Annotated in this window: 19 protein-coding genes and 2 tRNA genes; 8 read left to right on the top strand and 13 right to left on the bottom strand. The window is 47.0% G+C overall.

Annotation, left to right across the window (positions count from 1 at the left end; translation table 11 throughout):
• Window positions 1-222: 222 nt before the first annotated feature.
• Entirely contained in the window at window positions 223-1,209 is a 987-nt protein-coding gene (gene tatC, locus AXFE_RS05620) for a twin-arginine translocase subunit TatC (RefSeq protein WP_082058514.1), read from the bottom strand.
• Window positions 1,160-1,396, bottom strand: coding sequence for a twin-arginine translocase TatA/TatE family subunit (tatA, locus tag AXFE_RS05615; RefSeq protein ID WP_052604921.1), 237 nt, complete (start codon window positions 1,394-1,396; stop codon window positions 1,160-1,162). Before tatA ends, tatC begins: the two co-directional genes overlap by 50 nt.
• A gap of 83 nt (window positions 1,397-1,479) precedes the next feature.
• On the opposite strand from tatA, the gene AXFE_RS19085 reads away from it, so the two are divergent.
• Entirely contained in the window at window positions 1,480-1,995 is a 516-nt protein-coding gene (locus tag AXFE_RS19085) for a hypothetical protein (protein ID WP_152625890.1), read from the top strand.
• A 71-nt stretch (window positions 1,996-2,066) separates the two neighbouring features.
• Here AXFE_RS19085 and AXFE_RS05610 read toward each other — a convergent pair whose 3' ends face one another.
• The 3 genes from AXFE_RS05610 to AXFE_RS19080 all read right to left on the bottom strand — a co-directional run bounded on the left by AXFE_RS05610 (window position 2,067) and on the right by AXFE_RS19080 (window position 5,297).
• A complete protein-coding gene (locus AXFE_RS05610; RefSeq protein WP_052604920.1) occupies window positions 2,067-3,914 on the bottom strand; it encodes a right-handed parallel beta-helix repeat-containing protein in 1,848 nt (615 codons plus the stop codon).
• Window positions 3,915-4,304: 390 nt separating this feature from the next.
• Window positions 4,305-5,183 (bottom strand): hypothetical protein, encoded by an 879-nt coding sequence (locus tag AXFE_RS05605; RefSeq protein ID WP_152625889.1) that lies wholly within the window; start codon window positions 5,181-5,183, stop codon window positions 4,305-4,307.
• Window positions 5,184-5,196: 13 nt separating this feature from the next.
• Window positions 5,197-5,297 (bottom strand) — tRNA-OTHER (locus AXFE_RS19080).
• Between the two features lie 765 nt (window positions 5,298-6,062).
• Here AXFE_RS19080 and AXFE_RS05600 point away from each other — a divergent pair.
• Window positions 6,063-6,263 carry a hypothetical protein gene (locus AXFE_RS05600; RefSeq protein WP_200891195.1) on the top strand — a complete coding sequence of 67 codons (201 nt, stop codon included), beginning with the start codon at window positions 6,063-6,065 and terminating at the stop codon, window positions 6,261-6,263.
• 169 nt (window positions 6,264-6,432) lie between these two features.
• Here the strand turns inward: AXFE_RS05600 and AXFE_RS05595 are convergent, their stop codons facing one another.
• Entirely contained in the window at window positions 6,433-6,825 is a 393-nt protein-coding gene (locus AXFE_RS05595; RefSeq protein ID WP_052604917.1) for a hypothetical protein, read from the bottom strand.
• A 113-nt stretch (window positions 6,826-6,938) separates the two neighbouring features.
• Window positions 6,939-8,393, bottom strand: coding sequence for a hypothetical protein (locus tag AXFE_RS05590; protein ID WP_052604916.1), 1,455 nt, complete (start codon window positions 8,391-8,393; stop codon window positions 6,939-6,941).
• Window positions 8,394-8,733: 340 nt separating this feature from the next.
• Here AXFE_RS05590 and AXFE_RS05585 point away from each other — a divergent pair, with 340 nt between their 5' ends.
• The 3 genes from AXFE_RS05585 (at window position 8,734) to AXFE_RS05575 (ending at window position 11,629) form a co-directional block, all read left to right on the top strand.
• The gene (locus AXFE_RS05585; protein WP_052604915.1) at window positions 8,734-9,243 is read left to right on the top strand and encodes a hypothetical protein; all 510 of its coding nucleotides are present in this window, start codon (window positions 8,734-8,736) and stop codon (window positions 9,241-9,243) included.
• Entirely contained in the window at window positions 9,243-10,592 is a 1,350-nt protein-coding gene (locus tag AXFE_RS05580) for a nucleotide-binding domain-containing protein (protein WP_052604914.1), read from the top strand. The genes AXFE_RS05585 and AXFE_RS05580 overlap by 1 nt, the downstream gene beginning before the upstream one ends.
• Before the next feature lie 185 nt (window positions 10,593-10,777).
• Complete coding sequence (locus AXFE_RS05575; RefSeq protein ID WP_152625887.1) at window positions 10,778-11,629, top strand: hypothetical protein; 852 nt, start codon at window positions 10,778-10,780, stop codon at window positions 11,627-11,629.
• Between the two features lie 13 nt (window positions 11,630-11,642).
• On the opposite strand, the gene AXFE_RS05570 is transcribed toward AXFE_RS05575, so the two are convergent.
• The 3 genes from AXFE_RS05570 to AXFE_RS05560 form a co-directional block, all read right to left on the bottom strand.
• A complete protein-coding gene (locus tag AXFE_RS05570; protein ID WP_052604912.1) occupies window positions 11,643-12,050 on the bottom strand; it encodes a helix-turn-helix domain-containing protein in 408 nt (135 codons plus the stop codon).
• A gap of 15 nt (window positions 12,051-12,065) precedes the next feature.
• Window positions 12,066-12,899: a DUF2971 domain-containing protein gene (locus AXFE_RS05565; protein WP_052604911.1), complete on the bottom strand. Its 834-nt coding sequence runs from the start codon at window positions 12,897-12,899 to the stop codon at window positions 12,066-12,068.
• A gap of 169 nt (window positions 12,900-13,068) precedes the next feature.
• Window positions 13,069-13,722: a hypothetical protein gene (locus AXFE_RS05560; RefSeq protein WP_152625886.1), complete on the bottom strand. Its 654-nt coding sequence runs from the start codon at window positions 13,720-13,722 to the stop codon at window positions 13,069-13,071.
• 111 nt (window positions 13,723-13,833) lie between these two features.
• On the opposite strand from AXFE_RS05560, the gene AXFE_RS05555 reads away from it, so the two are divergent.
• Window positions 13,834-14,496 carry a DUF3800 domain-containing protein gene (locus AXFE_RS05555; RefSeq protein WP_160291745.1) on the top strand — a complete coding sequence of 221 codons (663 nt, stop codon included), beginning with the start codon at window positions 13,834-13,836 and terminating at the stop codon, window positions 14,494-14,496.
• 76 nt (window positions 14,497-14,572) lie between these two features.
• Here the strand turns inward: AXFE_RS05555 and AXFE_RS05550 are convergent, their stop codons facing one another.
• The 3 genes from AXFE_RS05550 to AXFE_RS05540 all read right to left on the bottom strand — a co-directional run bounded on the left by AXFE_RS05550 (window position 14,573) and on the right by AXFE_RS05540 (window position 18,737).
• Complete coding sequence (locus AXFE_RS05550; RefSeq protein ID WP_235347636.1) at window positions 14,573-15,079, bottom strand: helix-turn-helix domain-containing protein; 507 nt, start codon at window positions 15,077-15,079, stop codon at window positions 14,573-14,575.
• A gap of 1,329 nt (window positions 15,080-16,408) precedes the next feature.
• Window positions 16,409-17,305 carry a hypothetical protein gene (locus AXFE_RS05545; protein WP_052604907.1) on the bottom strand — a complete coding sequence of 299 codons (897 nt, stop codon included), beginning with the start codon at window positions 17,303-17,305 and terminating at the stop codon, window positions 16,409-16,411.
• Window positions 17,306-18,664: 1,359 nt separating this feature from the next.
• A tRNA-Arg gene (locus tag AXFE_RS05540) sits at window positions 18,665-18,737 on the bottom strand.
• 889 nt (window positions 18,738-19,626) lie between these two features.
• On the opposite strand from AXFE_RS05540, the gene AXFE_RS05535 reads away from it, so the two are divergent.
• Window positions 19,627-21,693, top strand: a complete 2,067-nt coding sequence (locus AXFE_RS05535) for an FUSC family protein (protein WP_052604906.1) — start codon at window positions 19,627-19,629, stop codon at window positions 21,691-21,693.
• An 800-nt stretch (window positions 21,694-22,493) separates the two neighbouring features.
• Window positions 22,494-23,000 (top strand): MarR family winged helix-turn-helix transcriptional regulator, encoded by a 507-nt coding sequence (locus tag AXFE_RS05530; protein WP_052604905.1) that lies wholly within the window; start codon window positions 22,494-22,496, stop codon window positions 22,998-23,000.
• Window positions 23,001-23,089: the final 89 nt, after the last annotated feature.

The raw sequence follows: 23,089 nt of genomic DNA, 5'->3' as shown, positions 1-23,089 counted from the left end.
TTTGGCTTTACTTTATTTATTATCTACTTCTAAGCATAAGTCTTACTAATAAATGAGTCAATAGGTGCCTGTGGATAAGTGGAATGTAAGCTGAGTTTTTGAACACCGTAGCTTGACACGAACAGGTATGACGCTGTTTGTTGTTTACAACTGAGAACTGATTTAATATCAGGTAAGGAATCTTGCATGGTTGTTATGGCCACAAGTTTCTGGCTTAAATAATTAAGGTCTGGCTAAAGTTCGTGGAATAGTTATCGGTCGCCTCTTAACGAAATCAAAATCTGTAACTACTTGCCGTCGGGCTGGCTGCAGTGCAACCACTGGTCGGCGAGCTTGTCGATAGTTGTATCTTGCATCTGGAATACTGGGATTTGAGACTGCTTGTTGTCTTCGTTTCTCCTGTTTAGCACGGTCCTCTTCAAGAAGTGTTTGAATGTGCTTAGGACGATGTGGCTTTCGGTTAGTCCACCACACGAAGCCAATTCCTATTTGGTAGGCAAAAATCATTGGTCCAGCAATGACTAGCTGATCGATGATATTGACAGTAGGAGCCATCAACATAGCGATAATGAAAGCACCAGCTATCACCCAACGCTCAGCTCTAAACAAATGACGGGGTGACAAAGGTTTAATCCTGTTAATAATGACCAGTATTAGCGGTAGCTGAAACAGTAATGCCGAACCAGCCAGGTAAATCGTCACAAATGACATGTACTCAGATATAGTAAAGAGCGGTGCAATCTGGGTGGTAGTAAACTGGTGGCCCAGGAAATGCAATGCTAGTGGTAAACCCAGTTGATAGCCAAAAGCAACTCCTAGAGCACCAAGTATTGCTGAGATCATGGTTGAGCGAAAGATTAAGCGACGAGTCTGCACATCTAGCAGTGGTTCGAGGAAACGAAGCAGTTGATAAACAATAACCGGCAGGCTTAAAACTAAACCTACATCAACACAGACTTCGAATAAGAACGTAATACCTCCACCAGGCGATGTATAAATGAAACGTTGACCACGAGCTGGTCTAAGCAAGAGATTAACAATTGACTGCTGTACAAAATAAGCGAGCGTACCAAAAGTAAGTATAGAAATAGCTACGTAAATAGCTCGTTTACGTAGTTCGTGGAGATGTTCGATAAACGGTCGTCGTTCATCGACAGGTTTAGGCTGCCACGTCCTTGTCTTTGGGTTCGGTTTTTTCTTTCTTCTCATCTTTGTGATCGTCTTTTATGTCGCCACTGAGGCCTTTGCGCAGTTCACGCATTGACTCGCCTAGGCTACGAGACAGTTCTGGCAGCTTCTTGCCACCAAACAGTAGAAGTAAAATTGCTAGAATAACAACTAACTCTGGGGCTCCTAGATCAAGAAACGCAAATCGACCGAATAAATAATGAAGCATAATTACCTTCTTGTTACTTTATACAATTAAATGTATCATACTTGTATAATGCAAGTAAATAACAATAAGTTGAGTATCAAGTTATGGACCAACTAAGTGGATTAATTATCTTCGCAAATGTTTATGGTGGTAACCAATATGGCAGTAGTGCCTATTCAGCAACCGGTACTAATACCAATAGTAATAGTGGAACATCCTCACCGATCGGTAGTTCAACATCACCAGGAACAACTTCATCAGTAAACAGTCAGTCAGTTCCAACTACACAGTCAGCGGGAAGTCAAACTGCACCTACTCCTATCAATTCGCCACGTCCCGGAGGTATAAGCGCTGGTCTGTGGATTGCAATCATTCTGACGGTTATTGCTTTAATTTGTTTGTTGGCATTAATAATACGGATTTTAATTCGTAATAAACGTAATAAGTTAAATAGTCAGGTAATAAGTAATCAGCCAACAAGTGGTCAATCAACTAACAATATTAATCCAAGCACTATTAATCAACCGGTTACTTATCAGCCAACAAGTGGTCAATCGACTAATAGTATTGGTCAACCAGTAGATAGTCAATCGAACTACAGTGATCCCAAATTTAGTTGATCATACTTTGGAAAACTTAAGCAACATGACACAGTCAAGACTGACTAAATCCGTTTATTAAAAAGAAGACTTTAGTTTCCTATCCATACCCATGTAGGTGCTACTGAATAAGTAAGGGTGATCATCTCTCCGGCTGCAACGAACACCGATCCAGCCGTAAGGCCTGTCGTAGTTCCTCCTACTGCAATAGCTGTCACAGTACCGCCTGAAGTGTAAACATTGCAGTCGAATGGGAAAGGATTTGTTAGAGCGGTTCCTGATGCTGGAACTGTTGGAGCGGTTTGTGGGCCAGTGGGGTTGTAGCCGAGGTTGCCAGCAAACCTTACCCCAACGCCAAGAGGGAAACTACCAAATGGATCAACCGCTTGCGAGAAGTCATTATCAAGGACGCGTGTATATTCCAACACTGACCCGGTTCCAAACGTCGCATTAAACCCATACGTTAGAGCAGGGGGTGTTCCCCGATCATCCCTGTAGGTATTCCCCGAAATGGTGATGTTGCGGGAAGGTGCCGCGGTTCCGGTGTCCACCTGGACAACCGCCTGCTCAACACTAGTTCCACCAGTGTTGATGTTTTCAACGATATTTCCGCTGATGATACAGTTTTCCGTGAGAGTAACATCTATCCCGCCTCTTGGTACGTTGCGGATGTAATTATTACAGATCGAAATATCACGCATGGGGGTAGAGGCTGAGTTGTAAACATGAATCGCCGCATTAGCTGTTGAAGTAGACGGGATGGTGTCAATGATGTTTCCATCAATAATCACCCCACGAGACGGAGTAGTCGTGCAGTACAGATAGATGCCCGTATATGCCCCGTTGTTGATGACGTTGCCACGAATGTTCACGGAGTAATTGTACGCACCCCCGTTAATTGCGATTGAGTTGCCATTTACAAAAACGTTATCGTTAATGTCCAAGAACGAGCTTCCGTTAAAATCCATGTCCACCTCGTGGCTTCCGGAAAATAGGTTCCCCGAAATTTTTGAGTTGGTAACAGCGTCAATAACTGCGACTGGCCCTGCGTTCCTAGCACAGTTGGTGAAGTAGTTATCAACGATCCTGACAGATCCCATCAACGTGGGTGGCGCCGTATATATGAATAGGGCTGGACCCGAGGAATTAGAAAACGTCATTCCCTTAATGTCAGTCAGTTCCGGTGTCGCGTTGTGCATAACTAGCAGACTGTTCCCACCTGTCATAGCTGAACCGTCTATCCCTAACCCAAAGAACCCTACGTACCCGCTGAGGTTTACACCCACATAGACCAAAAAGTTTACGGATGAATCTTGCGGGAGGAGCGTTGCACCATAGCCGGAGAAGATCATGTTTGCCGCGAAAACTAGAGCCCCCGCACATAAATACTTACCGGGAGGAAAGAAAATGGTTCCAAACACTGTACTCGCCGCATTAATAGCCGCCTGAATCGCTGCCGTATCATCAGTAACTCCATCGCCCTTAGCTCCATAAGCCTTGACATTGAAGACTTGACCGCCTTTGTCCTCAAATCCGACAATCGGGCCAGTCATTGTTCCACCGGTAAGTGGAAGCTTGGTTGCCTCAGCAGTCTCAGCTCGCGTAGTTTCTGTGTCGAGATTGGTTTGCACAGTAGCGGCGGCGCCAGACGCATCAGCTCCTACATCGGCTGCCGTCAGACTGACAGCACCAGTCTGGCTATTGACTGATTGAACTGGAGCTGTCGGAACATTAGCGAGTTGACTCCTCGGAACATTAGCGCTCGCATCTAAGGCTGCATAACCACTTGGTTTACCTTTGTTGGCGGTTTGTTCAGCTCCAGCAGCAGCCACAGCTGATGGGATCAGCGAACCATCTTGGTTATGAGAAACATCAAGAAAACTATTGAGGATAGTTCCCCACGTACCATCATCACTACCAGGAATAGGGAGACGTGCCATTAGCAAATCTCTTTGAGAGTTTCACTCTTTTCTGATTGTGTGTGCTGATATTGGTTTGATTTATTTCTATACATCAAATATGCGCTTTTATATATTTAGCTATAAATATGAAGCATGAGCGCGAATAAGTCAATAGAGACTTAGAGCCAGTGGGTGGAGATCGGTATGGGTGTGGAAAAGTCGGAGAAGTGAATATGGCCAAACACTAGGCAACTTGTCTCAGCACGTAAGGAACTACAGGCTGCCCCATTGCTCTAATATCGCCACAATGAGATAATTTAAGTATGTTTGTCAACGCGTTGCCGGTGGAGCCGAGAAAAGGTATGACAGCTGTTCAAGGAATCTGCGAAGCCCAGCAGCACTCGGACACTGGTACGGTCAGTCAGTTTGTTAGGCCCGAGCTGAGAGTTGCTGCTTAGCCTCTCGGGGGGTCCATTGGGCAATTTCCTCTAATACGTCGCTATCCAAAGTCAATTGAGTATCATCTGTCGACTCAGTCATACCGTACTGAAACGCGATTTGACGAATTGCAGCGAGACGCCGTGCTGGAATTTTCCCCCAAACGTTCGAATATCGAGAGTCTGGATCAACGGTAACGTAAGTGTACAATACGTCCAGTAAGTACTGCCTTAAATCCAGTTTCGTTAGCATCTCTTCGTCTGCATTTCTCACAAAAGTATGGGCTGCTCTGACGAAAGAAGTTACCTCTTTGAACGAAGGCGACCGAGTGCCACTCACTTTTTCGTCAAGAGCGCTGAGGATCTTCTGTACATCAAGTCCTTGAAATTCCTTGCTTATCTGATTAGATGCTTGAGCAAGAATTTTCTGCTTATCGCTTTGAAGTTTGTTATCCCCTAGAGAATGCACGAGACGATTGCGCCAGACGATTGCGGCTGATAATAAATACGGAGCGGGACTGAGATCCTGGTTGGTATCGTGAGCGACGATCATTACGTTCGACTCCAGGGGCTTCTTTCCATCATACCGGTTGCATGTTGCCTGACTCATTATCCTCGGGCTACGCCGTGCAAGATGTAAATAGGTATCCACTGCATCCACCGTCCAAGCAAGCGTTGCCTTAAGAGCAAAGGAGCGACTTCGCATTGCCGATACTTTGGGATCGTGTGGATTCCAGGTGGTGGAAAATGTTTGGCTGAGTTTGGCGTTACCTTCTGCCACGGCATCGAGGCCAACGAGAAGTGTAATCAGAAAGTGGTTAGTCTGACCGAGTAGATTCTTGAATTCACGTCGTGCTGGACTTACGCCCATTTGCAGATCCATCGGGCGACCGGTGTGATTCGAACACACACCTCCTGCTTTTAGGTGCCCCAGGGCTACGAGGGCTTTTGAAGGCAGGCGTCTTAGCCACTGACCTCGGGCGCCATGCCCACTGTAGTACACGACTTGCATTCGCGTTCCAAATATGACCGGGACCTTAAGAATAGGCTAACGGTTCAGACATGGAAGAGTTCGTCGAACTCCTATGCCCAACTCCTGAAATGACCGGAGCGCCCGGCGAGCAATCGAAGCGCGTGGACCATTCGCCCTTTATGGTCCAACAATTGCAAGACTAGTCGTTTCCCTTCCCGGGAACTGTGACTTGATGGCTGGAGAGCGGGATATGACAACTGCAACGACCTAGACACTATTTTGATAGTTTGTCGCTAAACACTACAAAGTTGGTATAATAATACTGATACGTTGAGCTGGGTATCGCCTGGTTGGGTATCGCTACTTCTGGTGACGGCCACACTCGTTATTGTCCGCTATTTGAGCAACAGCGCAAAGAGCAAAACAAGAGCTGAGGAGGTACACTACATGAAAAATAGAAGCAACAAGCGACACAGTTTGCAACTGTTTGTGGAAGCAGCAACTGAGACCCTTTGGGCGATTGGGTGCAGCGCAGTCACCGGTGGGGCGCTGCCCAGCTGAACGTACCAAATAAGCGAACTTTAACGATGCAAATTAGCAATGAGTCACTTCTCATCTAACCCAGAATTAATACTTGCATGACGGGAGTCCTTGCGTCTTTTCATTAGCTTTGAGGCCGCCTAATTATCGATTGTCGCTGGGTTTCTAGTTATCATTTCCGATCTTAGAACCGGGATTTCCGACCAGTTGCCGGGACTGGGCTCTATTCTATTCAGCTTGGTTGGTCGAATTGGAGATCCCGAAGCCGCAGAAGCTGATGTAGCACAGGTATCGAACCTTTCAGACGTCTGGGTGGAACAGGTAATGGAGATCGAGCCATACGCTTCAGCACGGAGAGTCTTTTGGGTGGTCGGTAACGGCAGTAGCCATCGTGGCAATAAGTCAGTCGAGCGGCTTCGTGACCGCTGGCCAAGCTAATGGAGCGCTTCAGCACCAAGCCCGACTGTCAAGTGGACTAATGCTCAAGGAATACCTGATCGAAATTACGATCTAGAGTACTTAGTGAGGGCTTTATAAGAGTGGCAATTCGTCAACAATTGCATCCGTTATGCGAGTTAGTCGGGTAACCGTATCGATTTCTACACTGTTACTCGGGAAATTGGTCGTCAGAATCTGGCTTTTTGCGCGCCTTTTCGTTCCTCGCTGCTTCAGTGGCTTTCTCAATAATTTCATCAAGATCTACGTTGTCACCGGATTCTAACAACTTATCGAGTAGTGTTTCCCGAAACACATCTATAATCTCGCTATGTGTGCGATGGTATGCAAGCACCTCATCGAGTGCGATATGCAACAGTCTCGTATCTTCTGGTGAGGAGGGTTCGAAAGGGTAGTCAAATGTCTCGGCGGATTCAAAGACAATCTCACCTCCGACTGGTGTGACAAAGCGTGCGTTATCGATCCAATCGTCAATTTCTCGCGCACTGAGTTTGAATTTTGGCAACTCCCCTGGCTCTTGGTGTAGTTCCTCGTGATTTTTCATATGATATTCATTAATCCTCTAAAAGGATACACATAGCGTTCTCTTTTAATAGCCACCATTATATACCTTATTGGCTGACGAAACTGAGAGATTTATCACACCACCCTCCTCTATCAATTTTTGATTTTTCGAAAAGTGGCAATATTATGTCGACATATCAGTGCAAGCTTGACGCCGATATATATGCCCAGACCCGCTAGCACCGTCATTATACCCTGCAGCACCCAAAGTAGTGGCTTTGGTACTGGTGAAAACGCATCGGCGACCACGAGCAGTAGAGCAGAAGCATACGCAACACCTCCCGAAGCCAGAAGCCCAACCCTAGAGGAAAGCGGTGCAGTAACGAGGTCGCGTTTCTCGAACGTCGGTTGAAGCCAGAATGCGGCCGTTGCAGGGAGGGCGACAACTAGACCAGCAATCGCCGGTTGGCCGGATGGTGCCGCAACCAACCAGTGGAAGACAATCGTCAGGACAAGGAGTGCGAAGGCAGTGATAGACGAGATTATTGTGACGGTTCCAATACTCCCGGGTGGAATCTCGTAGAAGATTACTCGCGCGAACAGAGGTTCATGGTCAACCTTGTGAAGACCGTGTATATAGATGTGGGCATAGATCGTTGGGTGTGCGGTAGTGCTCCGATACTGGACTCGCTTATGTGGGGGTTCCCATTCCTCAAGATGATGGACCGGGTTCCCGTCTGGCCCGGTTAGAGCAGTACCGCTACGAGCTAGCACACGCTGTACCGCGCAATAACAGTTCGGCGGAGCATCCATACGAAAGTGGTAACTCTGAGCATTAAAAGCTAGTGGTATGCGGAAGCGTAGACTGTAGGGGCTTTGTCCCAAGAGCATTCTCATTCGAGAGATAAGGTTGGGGGTTTCGAAATCATCGCGATATTGGGCATCATCGCGATATTTTGAATCGTATGAATATTTAATAAGGACTTTTTCTAGCGGCCCAGCAGTCACTTCTGCCGTCGTGAGAAAGCTATAGACGAAGAACTCCGCAAGTTTTCGCAGGTCAGTCATATTGTCGTCCGTTATACCAATCATCTTGAGCTGATCCGTATTTCCGAAGTACTTGTCAAATATGATTTTAGCTATTGGCGGTTCCATGTACGGAATATTCGAGATTGTCTGTCCAATTTTCCATACGGTATCAAAGTTGGGTTCGAGGTTTCCAATGTTTGCTGGAACAATCTTACGAAACTGAGTTTCCAACATTAGAGAGGCGAGGAGTTTATTTTCCTCCTGGGCGAGTACGCTCAGTGAGGTACCAGAAGCTGATGTAACGTTGAGGTTGTCGAAGAGTCGGCCTCGCCGACCACGCATCAGCGGAACAAGTGACAATGAGGATCGACTACGCCGAGGTTCACCCGTCTTTGCATTTGGTTCTGGGAGATCATCTGGAATTGTGAGGTCAACACTAAGAGAGCGATTTACCGTGTCACCATTGATCTGTACCGTATCTGTGATGCGATGAATGTAGTCAGGTCCGTGCTGAACGAGCTCGAGATAACGGTGTACCAGCGACTCGTGATAGCGGTCCACAAGATAATTTATCGTCATGAATTAACTCCGCCATTGGGACGCGGCGGACCCCTTTTAGAAAGGATAGTCTAAGGAGATAAAAGCGTTGTTCACTGAAGACCAGATTGGTTTCCATTTTCCAGCTAAATAGGTCTAAACCTCATGATCAACAATGTAGACAGCGTGTGCGGGTGTGTAATCCCTAGGCACCATTCGAGTAGCAGTTGATGCCTACCAATGACTAATCGTCTCAGTGAGCTGGACTGCTGATTGCCATCAGTCATCACAGTTATCTAACGCTGATACACCAGTCAAGTATCATCAAACTGGGAGGCAATAGCTTGGAGAAAATTGTCCTAAATGAGATAATTGGATTGTTATGAAGTGGACTGCAAACGAGATCGCGCTAATAGGAACTGCAACGACAGTTGTTGTAGCGATTTTGTCTGCCCTCATTGCTTACATGGTGGCGAAGCGAGAGCGACGGCGTACCCTTTACAGCGAGGCGATTCAAGCAATTGTTGCTTGGAAGGAAATGCTCTACCGTGTCCGTCGCCGAAGTGGGAATCAGGTATACGACCTTGTTGCCGCGTTTCATGATCTGCAAGACAAACTGAGCTATTACGAAGCATGGATTGGAAGCGAGTCTAAGTACATGAGTCGTAGCTACAAGCGTCTTGTTAAGGCAGTCAAATCTAAGACCGATTTTCTGATCCGTGATGCCTGGAAAGAGTCGATCCGCGATCCCGCAGAGTACTCGCTTCCCAGCGATGACCATCCCGATCTAGCTCCGAACGTGGAGGCGTTCCTCAACGACGTGAGATCGCATCTGTCGCCATACTTCTGGCGGCGCATCGCTCTAGCATATCGGAACCGTGAGGTGAAATGATGAGCGTTGATCTTGGTGCATACTTCAATCAGTTTCTTCAGAATATTTCGCTCGGTGAACCCCAAATAAGTCGCATGAACAGTGCTGCTGAGGCAATATCACGGTTTCTCGTTCAGCAGTACGGCGTACCCTCAGCCAATGTCTTTGTCCAGGGTTCATACGCGAACAATACGGTGGTTGAACCAGTCGATGGCGGCGAATACGATATCGACCTTGTTGCAGTCTGTGTTGGTCCGAATGTGTCTAGTGACAAAGCGCTTGATGAACTTGAAACAGCCTTTCGTTCCACCGCACTCTTCAGTGACCGAGTGACTCGCAAGCAGCCGTGTGTCCGCCTCGAGTACGCGCACGATCATGTCGGCTCCTTCCACGTGGACGTTGTTCCTGTGCGATGGAGCGGTCAAGCCACGCCGCCGTTGGAAGCTCCTCGCCGAGAGGATGGTTGGCACGGCACGGCACCTGCTGAATACACGCAGTGGTGCCGAAATCAGGGGCCACTATACATCCGAACCGTGATGGCGATGAAACGCTGGCGAGACGAACAACAGCCAGTCCGTAATGCGGTCAAATCGATTGTTTTGCAGGTGCTCGTGTCTCAGTACATGCCCCAAACCGGAGATGATGCGTCTCGCATGGCTGAAACGTTCAAGGTGCTCCATTCCGATCTCAGTCGACTCAGAGTTCCGCCTGTCGTTCCCAATCCAGTATTGCCAAGTGAAAACTTGGCCAAGCGATGGACCGCTGAGAGCTTTAATAATTTTGTGGTCGAGTTGAAGGAAGCGGTGGAGTGGGCCACGACTATACAAAATACTACAGATATAATGGAGGCAGCAGATGCTTGTCGGGAGCTTCTTGGTAACGATTTCCCTGTACTTAGTCCGAAGGATGTCAGGCTGGAGTTACTTGATTACAGCCATGCGCAAACCCCAGCCCAAATGGGATGGCTTGAGGCTTACGATTCGCGCTATCAGATATCGATCAAGGCAGTTGTGCAGCGTGGCAAGCGAGGCCAGACTAGGCGACCACTTCTTCATGATGGCGAGCTGTTGCTTCAAGGCCATAACCTGCATTTCAAAGCAGACCTCGTTGCGCCGAACCATGTAGATGTATGGTGGCAAGTCGCCAATACTGGCGGTCACGCACGTAGCGTTAATGAGCTTCGTGGAGAAATCTTCAAAGGTAAAAACTTGCAGGGGAAACTGATTGCTGAAGACGAGAACTGGGAGAGTACGGCGTACACGGGAAGCCATCTCATTCGTTCGCTTCTGGTACGGGAGAATCGCGTCCTGGCTGTGAGTCCGTGGTTTCAGGTCAACATCTACGCCAAGGGGCAGCCGTTTCGGCGGTAGCGCGTCGGGCATTGTTATTTGGATGCTGGCAGACGTCTGATGAAGGAGTGCTTGTGCGAGAGCACGGGAATGCGAATTTGCCCGTCGCCTACTGCATAAGGGAACTCGGGACGTACCGATTGTAAATTAGTCCATCGTTGCATTCGTACTTGTTTGCTCGCATGGCCATGTGTGACGTTAGTAATATGGTAGCAATGCGTATCGATGACTTTTTTGAGGACAAGCCAGATTGGACAGGTGATCTAACAGGTAGAGGTGCTTTTAAAGAAGACTTTGTACGTTCATTCCTCAGTGGACCCGGGGATGGAATATCCGACGTTGAGGTGGCAATACCGCTTGCTAATCTGGTTCACGAAAATCTTATCTCGTGTGGGACGGACGGGATCGTATCAGTCCAGCAGGATGAAATTAAAGTCGCTATACGAGTACTTAAGGCTGTCCTTAACCGGCTCAGAGTCATAGTTGACATTCCCTTCCATGATTACAGTAGCTTTAAGGCATACTGGTTGAGAAATGGCTGCTCCGGTAGTTGGGCTGCTAGGCGAGCTATTTTGTCCCAGATCTTTGACCCAATCCATGAGTTTCTTGCTCAACTTGATGTTGAAACGCCTGCTGGTCCCACGTCTTCAATCCGTAATGAAGCAACAACAGGGTGGCCAACTGTAGACGAAGAGTTGCGAGAGCTTCGTCGAGCGTTTGCCAGTGCGACGACACCACAAAACTATGCGGCCATAGGTCTTCAATGCGTACGTGTTATCGGGGCTCTAGCAGATTCCGTATACGACCCGAGTGTCCATGTTCGGATAGGCGAGGAAGCACTTTCTTATGACAAAACTGATCTACGCATTGCCCGGTTTATTGAGGATGCACTGCCGGGTAGGGTTAATGAGAATTTGCGTGGGCTTGCCAAGAAGGCAACGGCGTTTGCTCACGAGGTAAAGCATTCGACGAATCCTGATGTGAACGAGACGGCTATTGTAGCAGACTCCGTCATCTTGCTTTGTGGCATTCTACGGAGTGTCCAGTGTCTTGCGTAGAATTGCGCCGAGATTAGCTCCGCTGACCCAACTTGATGCCTCGTCCCTTGAGATGCTGGCTTACCGTGTACCGATGGACGCCAAATTGGCGCGCAATTTCATAGGTGGTGGATCCTCCGACGTAGGCAGTCACAACTTTATCAACGTCCGCACATGTTAGTCGTTTCTGACGTTGTCGGATCTCGAAGGCTGTCTTGTAGTCCGCGCCTAGAGTGGGCTGATAGTCAGGTGCCAATAGTTGTGAATCTGTTGATAATAGGCTCGTTATGAGGATCCATTTTTCTGCATTAGCCTCTGATAGTTCCACCAGGTCAGAGGAGATATAGCCAATGCGTGTTAGGATTAATGTAACAAAAATCCAAAATTCATGTGCATCTTTTCGAAGTGCTCTCGCCGTGATTCGAGGAGTTTGTCGCCTCATTTGTTTATCCAGCCATCACCACCGAAGCGGAATCTTGGATTTGAGGATTTTGGCATTCTCTCGCAACCCTTGCGAGTCAAGAAGTAGCTCTATCGCACGCTCGGCTTCATCGCCCAGATTCGTCGGGCCAATCCATATTTCGCGAATCCTGCTTTTATCTCTTTTTCCTAATTCGATCGTTGTGTAGGGAATCACGCCGAGTCTTGGTGTTGATCGGAAATCGATCTGGTCCGGCTTGTCTGCCCATTTAGCAATCCGCCATTCATTTTCGTTGCTAAATGCAGCATTTTTGAAGCTAACTAGTTCACCAATTGCTTTGGTGATCAGATTGTCAAATTCGGATTCGTCCGGAGTTTCGTTCTGGAACTGCGAATTTTCGATCTTGCCCGATAGAAATTTGGCCGCCAAAGACCTCAACTTCTTTAGTTGAGCTTCATGCTTGTAAATGACCGATCTGAGAATCCCCGATGCTGGCTTTAGCCCGTCTATTGAAATTCCTACGCAGTAACCGCTTTCATGACCATATGTAATCCATTGTGTGAGTAGATCAGGTTTACTACACAGGCTGGCGACGAACCAAGGGAATGGTCCGGCTATCTGATGGAAATCTTTTACTCGCTTGATCCACTCCTCTCCAATTTCTACCGCTCGGTCTGAGTCAGGCCATTTTTCCTTTACTAAGGTGCGGACATCTGACTCGTGTTCTTCTAGGATATGGTCGCCGCGTGATACTTCGGAGCTATCATTAAGAAACTGTCGGTGAGTAGCCCAAAGTTGACCAGATTGGATGATCCCAATTAGGCCGCTCGCGGTTGTGTAGTGGTAGAGCATGTCTGGATATTTATCCATGTGTGTTTCCTTTTCTGGTGGACCCAATCCTTTGCACAGCCTGATATGGCCCCTGTTTATTAGACCACAGTCGTGTGAGTGTAAACGGGTTCCTCTCCGATTCTAGAGCTGTCAGGAATCCGGGGTCCACTCCAACCGTTACAGCCCGAGGTTGATCGGGATACCACGATTAAGCGGGATATCTTTCAATGAAAGCTCCGATCCCCACTATCATTGAGCTGACTGCGGAACGATCAAATGTGCTGTCCTCACCATGTGCTGCGTCGTTGCGAATTAGCCAGGCCGCAACTTGTTTAGCTTCGTAACTTTTTATGATGGATTTTGAGTAAAGGCTGGTTCGCATGAGTTCGGCTTTTATCCGTCTGCCGTCTGAGTTGACTATCGGTATGCTTTCCTTTTCACAAAGCTGACGAAGATGAGTTTCGAGTGCACAGCCAGCTATGACGGCAGCCGCACTTGTGAACGATTTGTTGAGGAGCTCTTCTGATTGCGAAAGAAAATCATGGAAGGTATCGCCGTGTGCAAGCGCTTCAATCGACTCGAACCATCCAGTCTTCATATCTTCATGAATTGCAAGTGCGACTGCGTAGAGAGTTCTTACCCGACTTACTAAGTAAGAATCTGGATCAATATTGTCGGCATTTCGCCGATAAGGAGAGTCAGTTGGAGCAATACGTTCTATTGCCGCCTGAAGTCGTACTAACAGAGTTTCCGCCATCTCCCATATAAATTGCTCGTGACCATTCTCGTCGAGCCAGAAAAGCTTCTGAAAGTCCTGTATGAGGATATCAAGGTGCTGCATGTGAGGTTTAGGATCAAGCATTCTTATCGAGATATTATCGCATTTGAAAGCTAAACGAGTGCGATCTTGTTATCCATGCTACGGGATGTCCTGGATGAACGACAATGTCTAATCCCAGAATTGTGCTTTCAGGTGGAATACCATGATGGGGAGTTATCAGTTGCTCTGAATACTTTCAAGAAGCAGCATTTTGATACCGAAGATATTGTGTTCCACGCTCAGGAGATGACTCATCCGCAAAGCGCCCATAGCGACCTTTACATGAGATTTTTAGACAGTGACTTTCGCCATGCGTTCTATCAGGATTTTGAGGTTTTTCTGAAACGTAGCAAGATCAGCATTGTGGCCTGTGTCATTATGAAAAGCAAATATTTTGCCAATTATGGACTCGAAGCCAAAGATTCGTATCTTCTTAGTTTTGATAATTTGGTGAACCGTTTGGTGTTTGATCTTTCAGATAATCAAAAAGAATGCATTGTAGCCGAGAGCAGAAATAGCGTTTTAGATAATCAGCTAGAGATTGCTTACCTCGCCGCCAGAGTTGAAGGCACTAACAAGGTTCAGCCCGCTGAGATTAAATTGAAACTTGACAGTGCTATTCAATTTCGGCAAAAATCTGACAATATAGCAGGTCTGCAAATAGCTGATATGGTAGCTTCGCCAATTGCTCGACATTACTTAAATAAGCCGGAACGAGCTGGGCATCAATTAAGTTATGACAGTGTCTTTTCAAAAGTTAGAAATATAAATGGACGCTGGGAGAATATCGGTATCACAATTTTGCCAAGAAAATAGACTGAAATAAAAATGGGGCCCGCATCCGCAGTCCCCATTTCATACTCTAAATAACTAGTCGATATTAATAAAGATGTCAACGATTACTTCGAGTTACGTCTCTCCCGTGACAATCTCTCATGTTCACACCTTCTCGCCTTAGTGTTCGCCAGATTGTGCTCGCATCCACTCCGAGCAAATCACCAATCATCTTGGAAGAGCTTCCAGCCTGATAAGCCTTGATCGCGTATTCTATCTGTTCAGGAGCGAGTGGACGATACCGTTTTGGAACCCCACGTCGTTCAAGTATCTTTGATACAGTTGTATGGTAGATTTGGAACTGGACAGCGAGTTCTTTGATGGTATTTCCTGATTGGTAGGCAACAACAAGATCATTGATTTGTTTCGGATCTAGGCGAGTCTGGCTCTGTTTGGGTACGTACTCTTTGACATGGATTTTCCCATTTGAAGATCCTTGGTGACTCTCTTCTCTTGTTTTCCATTCCATAATTAGCTTCTGACTAGGGTGAAGTGGGTTGGAAAGACCTCTTATCACCTCCACTCGTAATCTAACTAAAAACATTCCCCCTGTTAGACGCGCCATCTCTATTTCTGCTCGCGCTCATACCTAAACTTATTAGCTCCTAGGGAGGGACGAGTATCGCGCCTAACGGTTGCTATCGAATCTTCACAGAAGCGCCACTTTATTTGACAAATCCTAAAAACCCTTGGCTTCTAAACCCTATACGTTGCGGACTAACCACATCTGGGAAGTGAATCTCAAATTCGTGAGATCCTGGCTCAACTACCTTGAATGGAACATTTGAAAACCGGTGATTGCTACTGTGTGGTCGAGACCAAAAGCTTGAAAGCCCATTGGTCGATACCGTAAAAACACCATATCAAAAGGGCATGCGAGAGGTAAGGCCGGACTCTAGGGATCATTTGCGAGTTGAGGATTCTCTTCGGCTTCAAGCTCAAAAGACATATAGTTCTACTTGTGGCGGGAGATAAATCGAGAAGTTGGAAGAGGTGATATCAGTTTGCAAAACCTACCCGCAAGGCGTCCCGTCAACCTTGCGGTTGACGGGACGCTCACAAAAACGAATGCTAGAGGAAGTCCGGTCGTATCCTCGCGAGCTACGTGAGGCTTCTGGGATTGCCCATATCGCGTCTCACCGATCGACCATGGCGACATCAAACGCCTGCAGATCGACGCACTACGCAAATATGTCGAGGTGGTCGGTGGCAGAAAGTCGAGGTGAAAATTAGCGACGAATGTTTTTTGATCGCGTAATTTTCTACATAAGCAATCACCCAGACCGGATCCAACTGGGTTAGACGACGTTCTATCTTTGGCAAACGGTGGTAATTCTGCAGAAACGTGGTCACAATTGCTGGTGACGCCGTACGCGATTTTAGAGCCTAGAATCGCTCATGCCAAAGATTAACCCCAGTTCATCGGGCAGATTTGACTTAAGATTTGAGTAGATTCCTACTTTATCCACAATCATACGTTATTCACGATGAAGCCCACTTGCGGCTTCCGAACAATTCTTCTCATTCGCCAAGGATTCCGGATTTTATACTAACGGCTTCATACAAGATTATCACTCATCTTCAAGGTTTGTCACCTCAGGGTTCGCCAGATTGTGCTTTTATCCGCACCATTTACTTCGCCGATCATCTTCGAAGAGCATCGTCTTAAAATACTTTGATCGAATTTTCTGAGACCTCGAATCGACCTTCAGATGAGCTTCTTTGCCACGGTCACGCCACGAAACAGAGGCTCCGAATATATCCTCTGTTAAAAAAGAGAGCTCAAGGAACCGATCACGACCGGTCCTTGGGCTCTCTTAGTCCACTTGAATTGTCTAGCTAAAGCTCTGCCCCGCAAGGATAACGCTTTGATTCAGTCATGGAACCAAAATAATCAGTGATCACTACTAGAGGTCTTGCTCTTATCTACAGATGTCAAAACCTTAGGTTGACTCTCTGTGAGATGTGCGTTGATCACAGCATCATTGGCTTGTGCTACGGTAACGGCATATTCGTGCCCATTCCCACCAATTACATTGACATCAAAAACAGGTATATGCGATGAGCCTTCGGTATCCGGCTCAGTTTTTATAATTTGAACAGATCCTGCACCTGGTGCGTTAGCATTTACCCAACTTGTCGCTGCCTGGTCCGCTCCCGAAATTGTAGATAGCAAACTTGGCGCAACTGTAGAGCTAGTTGGCGCAACTGTAGAGCTAGTTGGCGCAACTGTAGAGCTAGTTGGCGCAACTGTAGAGCTAGTTGGCGCAACTGTAGAGCTAGTTGGCGCAACTGTAGAGCTAGTTGGCGCAACTGTAGAGCTAGTTGGCGCAACTGTAGAGCTAGTTGGCGCAACTGTAGAGCTAGTTGGCGATATCGAATTTTCAGCCAGATGCGCCGACAATATAGCATCGTTGGATGCCTGAACGGTAATTGAATATGTGTTTGCGTTGGCCGCAATCAATTTCACATCAAAGACCGGTGTGTTTAATGCCCCTTCGGTATCTGACTCGGTCTTTACAATAACGACCTGCCCTGTCCCAGGGGCATTGGTATTAGCCCAGTTAGTTGCAGCTTGGTCGGCGGCGACATTGGGAGTTAGCGAAGAAGTTCCGACAGTTGTAGCTGTCGAAGAAGCGAGCTGTATCCCAATGGTTGGTCCCGCAAAAAGGCCAACTGCTCCTAAAGCAGCTCCACCTACTAGAAAAACAAATGGCCGTCGCTTCATGGAGCTTCCAAGCCGATTAAAGCCGTGCGCTCTGGGCGCTTGTCCGTTTTTCATATCTTTCATTTATCAAACCTCTATCCACACAGGGGTCTAGGTCACAAAGACGAATCGATCCTCAAAAGATTCGATTGGCAAATTTCCTAGCCACTCTCATTATGCTCGCCCTAACAGTAAGAGACAGTGAACGACGTGTGAGAATCAATTTAGATTTGAAGTTATCATTTACTACCGGGTCCAGGCAAACACCAAAAACAATTAAGGATATAGAACCTTAAAAGCTTATCCATGGACTACATGCGGGCGAGTCCACTAAATTTCTACGTAATTTTATCTCTTCCAGCCATAGATAAAATTGCCAACGGCTCTCTCCAAAGGAAGAATCAACGTATTCCAAAGATAAATATTGCACCTAATGTCACATTGATCTCTTCTAAATGGAAGTTTCAACCCAAGCCATGAACCTTGTCCATCTTGGAGTAACTCAAAGTCTCAGTACATCCATGAACCGGACCAACCAAATTTGATACTCAAATTCTGCGCGCTTTCGGTCCAAAAATTACCGCGTCATTGGATGGTGAAAGCAATCTTCGATAGTCGTGAACGCAGCACAGGGCATCGTGGGACAGGACCGGACAACGTTATTTGTGCCCCCCATGCGAGTAGAATGCCCAACGAACTACAGCCATTTGGAAGAATCTATCTTTTCGCGATACATAAAAAATTACAAATCGAAATATCCCCGCAATAATCATTACGATTTCACCGAGGTAATGCGATAACGCTAACCAATCATGGGGTGAATTATGTAAAAATCACAGACTACCGATCCTCCTTTTGAAACAAGTCACGGCCATATTCATCGATGATCCATCGCTAAATGAGGATCGCTCCGAACAGGAAGAAGATAGGAAATTACAAATACCAACGACGGATATGGCCTACGAGAAGGAACAGCGGTCGCGGTAGCCGTTGCTTAGTCGAATGAAATTGAAAAGCAAACTGGAAACTACGTCTAACCTTGAACATTCATTATATAGGAACTGTGATTCACACAACTTACCTTGCGTCCCTAAATGTCTATCAAACAAATACGGCTCACAAGACATAGCTGAAAGGACTATCCGTCTCGCACAACCGGAGTGCAAGCAACTACTTCAACTGGAGAAGTAACCCTAGCAAATCAAGTATTGAGAAAGCTAGAAAGGTTATCCCAAACCTGAATAAAACCGCGCAGAACTAACTTAAGAGCACCCGAAGAGCACGAGGGAGCGGAAACTGGATCTCACCGACAACATTTCACTCTTCTCAGAAGGCTAACCCTCATTATTCATTGTTGCAGCGGGGAGACTCATCTAAATCATTGCGACAACGGGAAAAGATTCACTAAAACAAAGTGAAGAAACCTTAATAAGGGACGAATTGCGCGCCCGGAGGGATTCGAACCCCCAACCGTCTGATCCGAAGTCAGATGCTCTATCCGTTAAGCTACAGGCGCGTCAGACAACATCATAGCTGATTTACCCGGTGAATCCCGCTCACATGACATCTAAGAGACAAAGACGCAGCTATCAAAACGACTATTCAAATTGCCCCGAGAGCCTCAATCACCTCGGCGTTGGATATCTTTGGCAAGGAATTGATCCTATGTGTCATAACGATTATCATCACCTTAGAGCCTCTTATGCTTCAGATCTTCCCGAGTGAGATTTGCCTGCTCCTAGGGTACGATGGTTGGGTAAGATGGCACAATTTCTCGTCAACTCCCGAACTTGCTACCTCCTCGAAGCCAGACAATGAAGTCAACGGGAGGGCGAAGGTGTCTAAGGGAACGATAACATATCTCCACTTTGTCTCGAGATGCCTGCTTTGCAATCGCAATCTCTATTACAGGGCCAAAGCGTGCTTGCTCATTATGGGGTCACTAGCAGGAGTGTCAAATCCAAAGGGACAAGTACGACCGCTATGGCATTCGAGACATTGCCTCCAAAAGGTCCTGCCGAATTCTACGCTGAGTGACAACCCTTCGAGAGCAGATTTAGAGCAGTGGAAATCCTAAACTGGCTAAATGCTTATACTGGTAATCTCTCGATGTTGCCGAGCATATATCCATCACGTCGTTTAAAGATTATGCCAATGGTAGCATTTTTACCATAATACTTACCCCATTCTGAGTATCGACAAATCAATTAATCAAATCGTTGGCTGCCAAAACAACGCTGTGAAATTAAAATTACAAATGCGACTAACAGCCCAAACCCGAGCTCATCACCACGGACAGTTATTGATCCAGCCAAAGGAGCGGCAGCATTTCTATTGTAAACGAGATTAGAAGATTCGACTCGAGCAAGTTCTCACCAGGAACTGGACTTAGAGCAGCAGTTGGGATGGCTATTCCACTGGCCGTCGCAATATTAACTAAACATGTGCTTGGCGGCGTAACAATGGCTATTGGCGCACTAATTGCCGGAATGGCCTCGCTGCAAGGCACCTACCGCAGTCGAATTAACGTAATGCTTGCAGTAAGTCTGGGTATGGCAATAGTTGCATTCCTAGGTTCGACAATTGGTCGAACTGTAGGTATCGACCTCTTGGTTATTGCTTTACTGGGTCTTCTAGCAGGACTACTTAGTGCACTTGGTGCAAGCGCGACCACCGTTGGCGTACAATCAATTGTCGGCTTCGCCCTCTTTAGCCAAATTGTGCTAACTCCAAAAGCCGCCCTAATGCAATCGTTATGGATCTTTTCTGGTGGAGTTCTTCAGGCGGTCCTTGTCGCAATTATTTGGCCAGTTTCGCGCTTTCCGGTAGAACGAAAAGCATTGTCTGATGTCTTCAACTCGTTATCAAAATACTCCAGCGATCTTGGTGCTACACCAATTACAATGAACAGACTGCAACTCTCAACCGATATTCGAGCGATCCTAACTGATCCCAAGCCCTTTGGTGGGCGATCAGAGATGGCAGCCTATCGACAACTAGCAGATGTAACAGATCGCCTTCGAACCGAGCTCACAAGTCTGGCCCGTGCTCGAATAAGGTTAGATGACCTCGAGGGCGAAGCCGCTTCAGCCCTGGTGGGTGAACTTCTAGAAATTGTTGGCTCCATTCTCTCTGTGATCTCAGGTGCGATTGCCCAGGCTCGATCACCAGAATTACCTCGTGGGCGAATCGGAAGAATCATGGAAAAGCTAGACGAGTCTCTGGCTGCAAGTCAACAACCCTGGCTAAACGCTCAAATTAGCGAATCCATCAGAATCGCGAACTCGCTTACCGGCCAAGTTAGGCGTTCTGTAAGATTGGCCAAAGCAGCCTCTGGAATGACCTTGATCCCCTATAGCCCTGTCGGAAAAGCACCAACTTCGCCCAGCCCTCGATGGCTAAGAGCTAGTACCGTCTCCCTCTTATCCTCACTCTCCACTCTGCGTGCCAATTTAACACCGACATCTGGCCCACTGAGACATGGCGTCCGTCTCGCCGGAGCATTAGTAATAGCGCAGTCGCTTTCTCACATCTCCCCAATTGGTCATGGCTATTGGTTAATAGTTACGCTAGCACTCGTTCTAAAATCTGACTTCTATACAACTGTCACCTATGGTATTTCAAGAAGTCTAGGAACGGTTCTGGGGGTGACTTTACTAACCCTTTTGATTGCGCTCACTTCGCCATCACCTAGTGAGCTAGCCCTCATATCAGTGATTCTATATGCACTTTCAGTTAGTGTACTTGGCGCAAATTATACGCTATTTAGCGGATTAATGGGAGCACTGATCGTTTCTCTTTTATCTTTTACAGGGCAGCCGGACACGGCACTCGCTGGCGAAAGAGCGCTTTACACCCTCGGAGGCGTTGTGATAGCAATAATTGTCTATCTCGTCTTTCCCACCTGGGAGCGCGATTTCGTCCCTGAAATGTTAGCAACTGTTCTATCCAGCCACGGAATATACCTTCAACGGGTCCTAAATTACTGGCAAAGGGCCTCGGATGAAGATCGAGGAGCGATTCAAAGCGCTCGACTAGAGGCACGACTGTCCCGATCCAATGCAGATGCCTCTATGGAGCGCTGGCTCTTCGAACCAAAAAAACCAGCTCAGATCCAACCAAATATCGCAGCGAGTATCATCTCTGGTGCAGATCAGCTCGCATGGAGTTCTCTGGCGCTACGCGTCAGCGCTCCCAATTCAGATCTCAATCTCCCTACCCTTTTGGAACTCGCGAACGCAATAGATGAAGCACTTGGGATAATTATCGCGCGCATAAGAGATCAAAACGCAGCCACAGTCGTCTTCCCCGACCTCAGGTCCATTCAAATCGCGCTGTTTAGCGACCTAGAAAAAACAAGGAGAAACAGGAAGGACCTCGCAAAGATCGACTCACCAATTGCCGTACTATTGAGCGAAACAGACGTTATAGTCGACACCATCGATACAATCGCACATCTACTCAAATCTTGAAATCGGGCCAATTCTCCCTTGAATCAATAGTGACCCACTAAGTGCAATAAACCGCTTCCAACGCCAAATGGGCAGGCTCAACTATTCAAGCTCCACCGAGTACGACCAACCAACCTTTATCGGCCGCCCGCTAGACGCGATCTTTCAAGCAGCTCAGAAAATCATAGCCCGACCTCCTAAAAACTCAAGTACCAAAAATGTCGTCTTCCCCTTTTCAAATTCATAGGGAGGTCAGCAAAAGATCTCGATGTTGGCACCTGTTAATGGGCCACCGACAACGCAATAAAAGAATGATTTAGCCACATTAAAAGATATCGAGCGACACTACACCTTGTATCTCTTGCGATTGGCATAGAAATTAGTCCTTTGAATCAGCCTGCTTGTTCAATCGCACCTCTTCAAAATCTATTTTCAACTGCCGATTGTCCTAAATCAAATAGAATCCTCACGGTCTTTAGCCGCAATGTTAAGCACCAATTTTTCGGTTCTGACTCCCCCTCACCTTCCATGAAATCAAAAAACCAATCCCTAAATTCATAGGAATCTTAACTTGAATAATCGATCCAGCAAACCAGAAGAGCAAAAAGGCGGCCTTATAATTAGAGAATTACCCAAATAATCATCCCTAAGTTCAAGGGGGATACGATATCGGTCGACTACTTCAATTGTTGGACCCTTTTGAGCAGCTTTTACCCCTCGAGAGGTCCCAACTAGGAGAGCTTTATCGACTTGAAAGAATTATCAACCCAAATAGTCATAGGTGATTCGAGTCGCAATCGCTGAGCCATGGAGGAGGCATTTTGACAACAGACCTGATAGTAAGCGAGCGCGAATCAATGACTTGGCGCGCATTCATGAGAGCCAATCTTCTGCTTGACGCCTACATAGATGCCGGCCTGCAAGCAGCATCGGGAATAACTCACAGCGGATTCATCGTAATCTCCCTATTGGCTGAATCCAACGGATCTGGCAAGAGTATGACCGAGTTAGCAGCACATACCCAATTTTCAAGGAGTCGGCTGAGCCATCTTATTGGACGTCTCGAAACCTCTGGATGGGTGGAGCGTAAATCGTCGTCAAATGACCGCAGGTCACAAATCGCAGTTCTAACCGAAAGAGGGATGGCCATCTACGAAAACACGTCGCCCCTTTATAACTCCATAGTCAAGGAACTCTTTATCGATAAAGTGCCCTACGAAGGAGTGGAGCTTCTACAGCGGATCTTCATCAATATCGTAAACACCACTGGTCCAAAAGTAAGTGAAATAGACCGAGACCGGCCAACTTTTGAGATGGAACTCGGATGACTCTAGATCGATCTAAATGCCCATAAGTGCCAAACTTTAATTTACAAATCAAGGCGTGCGCCAAAGTAGTAATAGGGCTGATCTAATCA

Source organism: Acidithrix ferrooxidans, assembly GCF_000949295.1.
Lineage (GTDB): Bacteria > Actinomycetota > Acidimicrobiia > Acidimicrobiales > Acidimicrobiaceae > Acidithrix > Acidithrix ferrooxidans.
The sequence above is the reverse complement of the archived record's forward strand: the minus strand, read 5'-3'. Positions and strand labels throughout refer to the sequence as shown.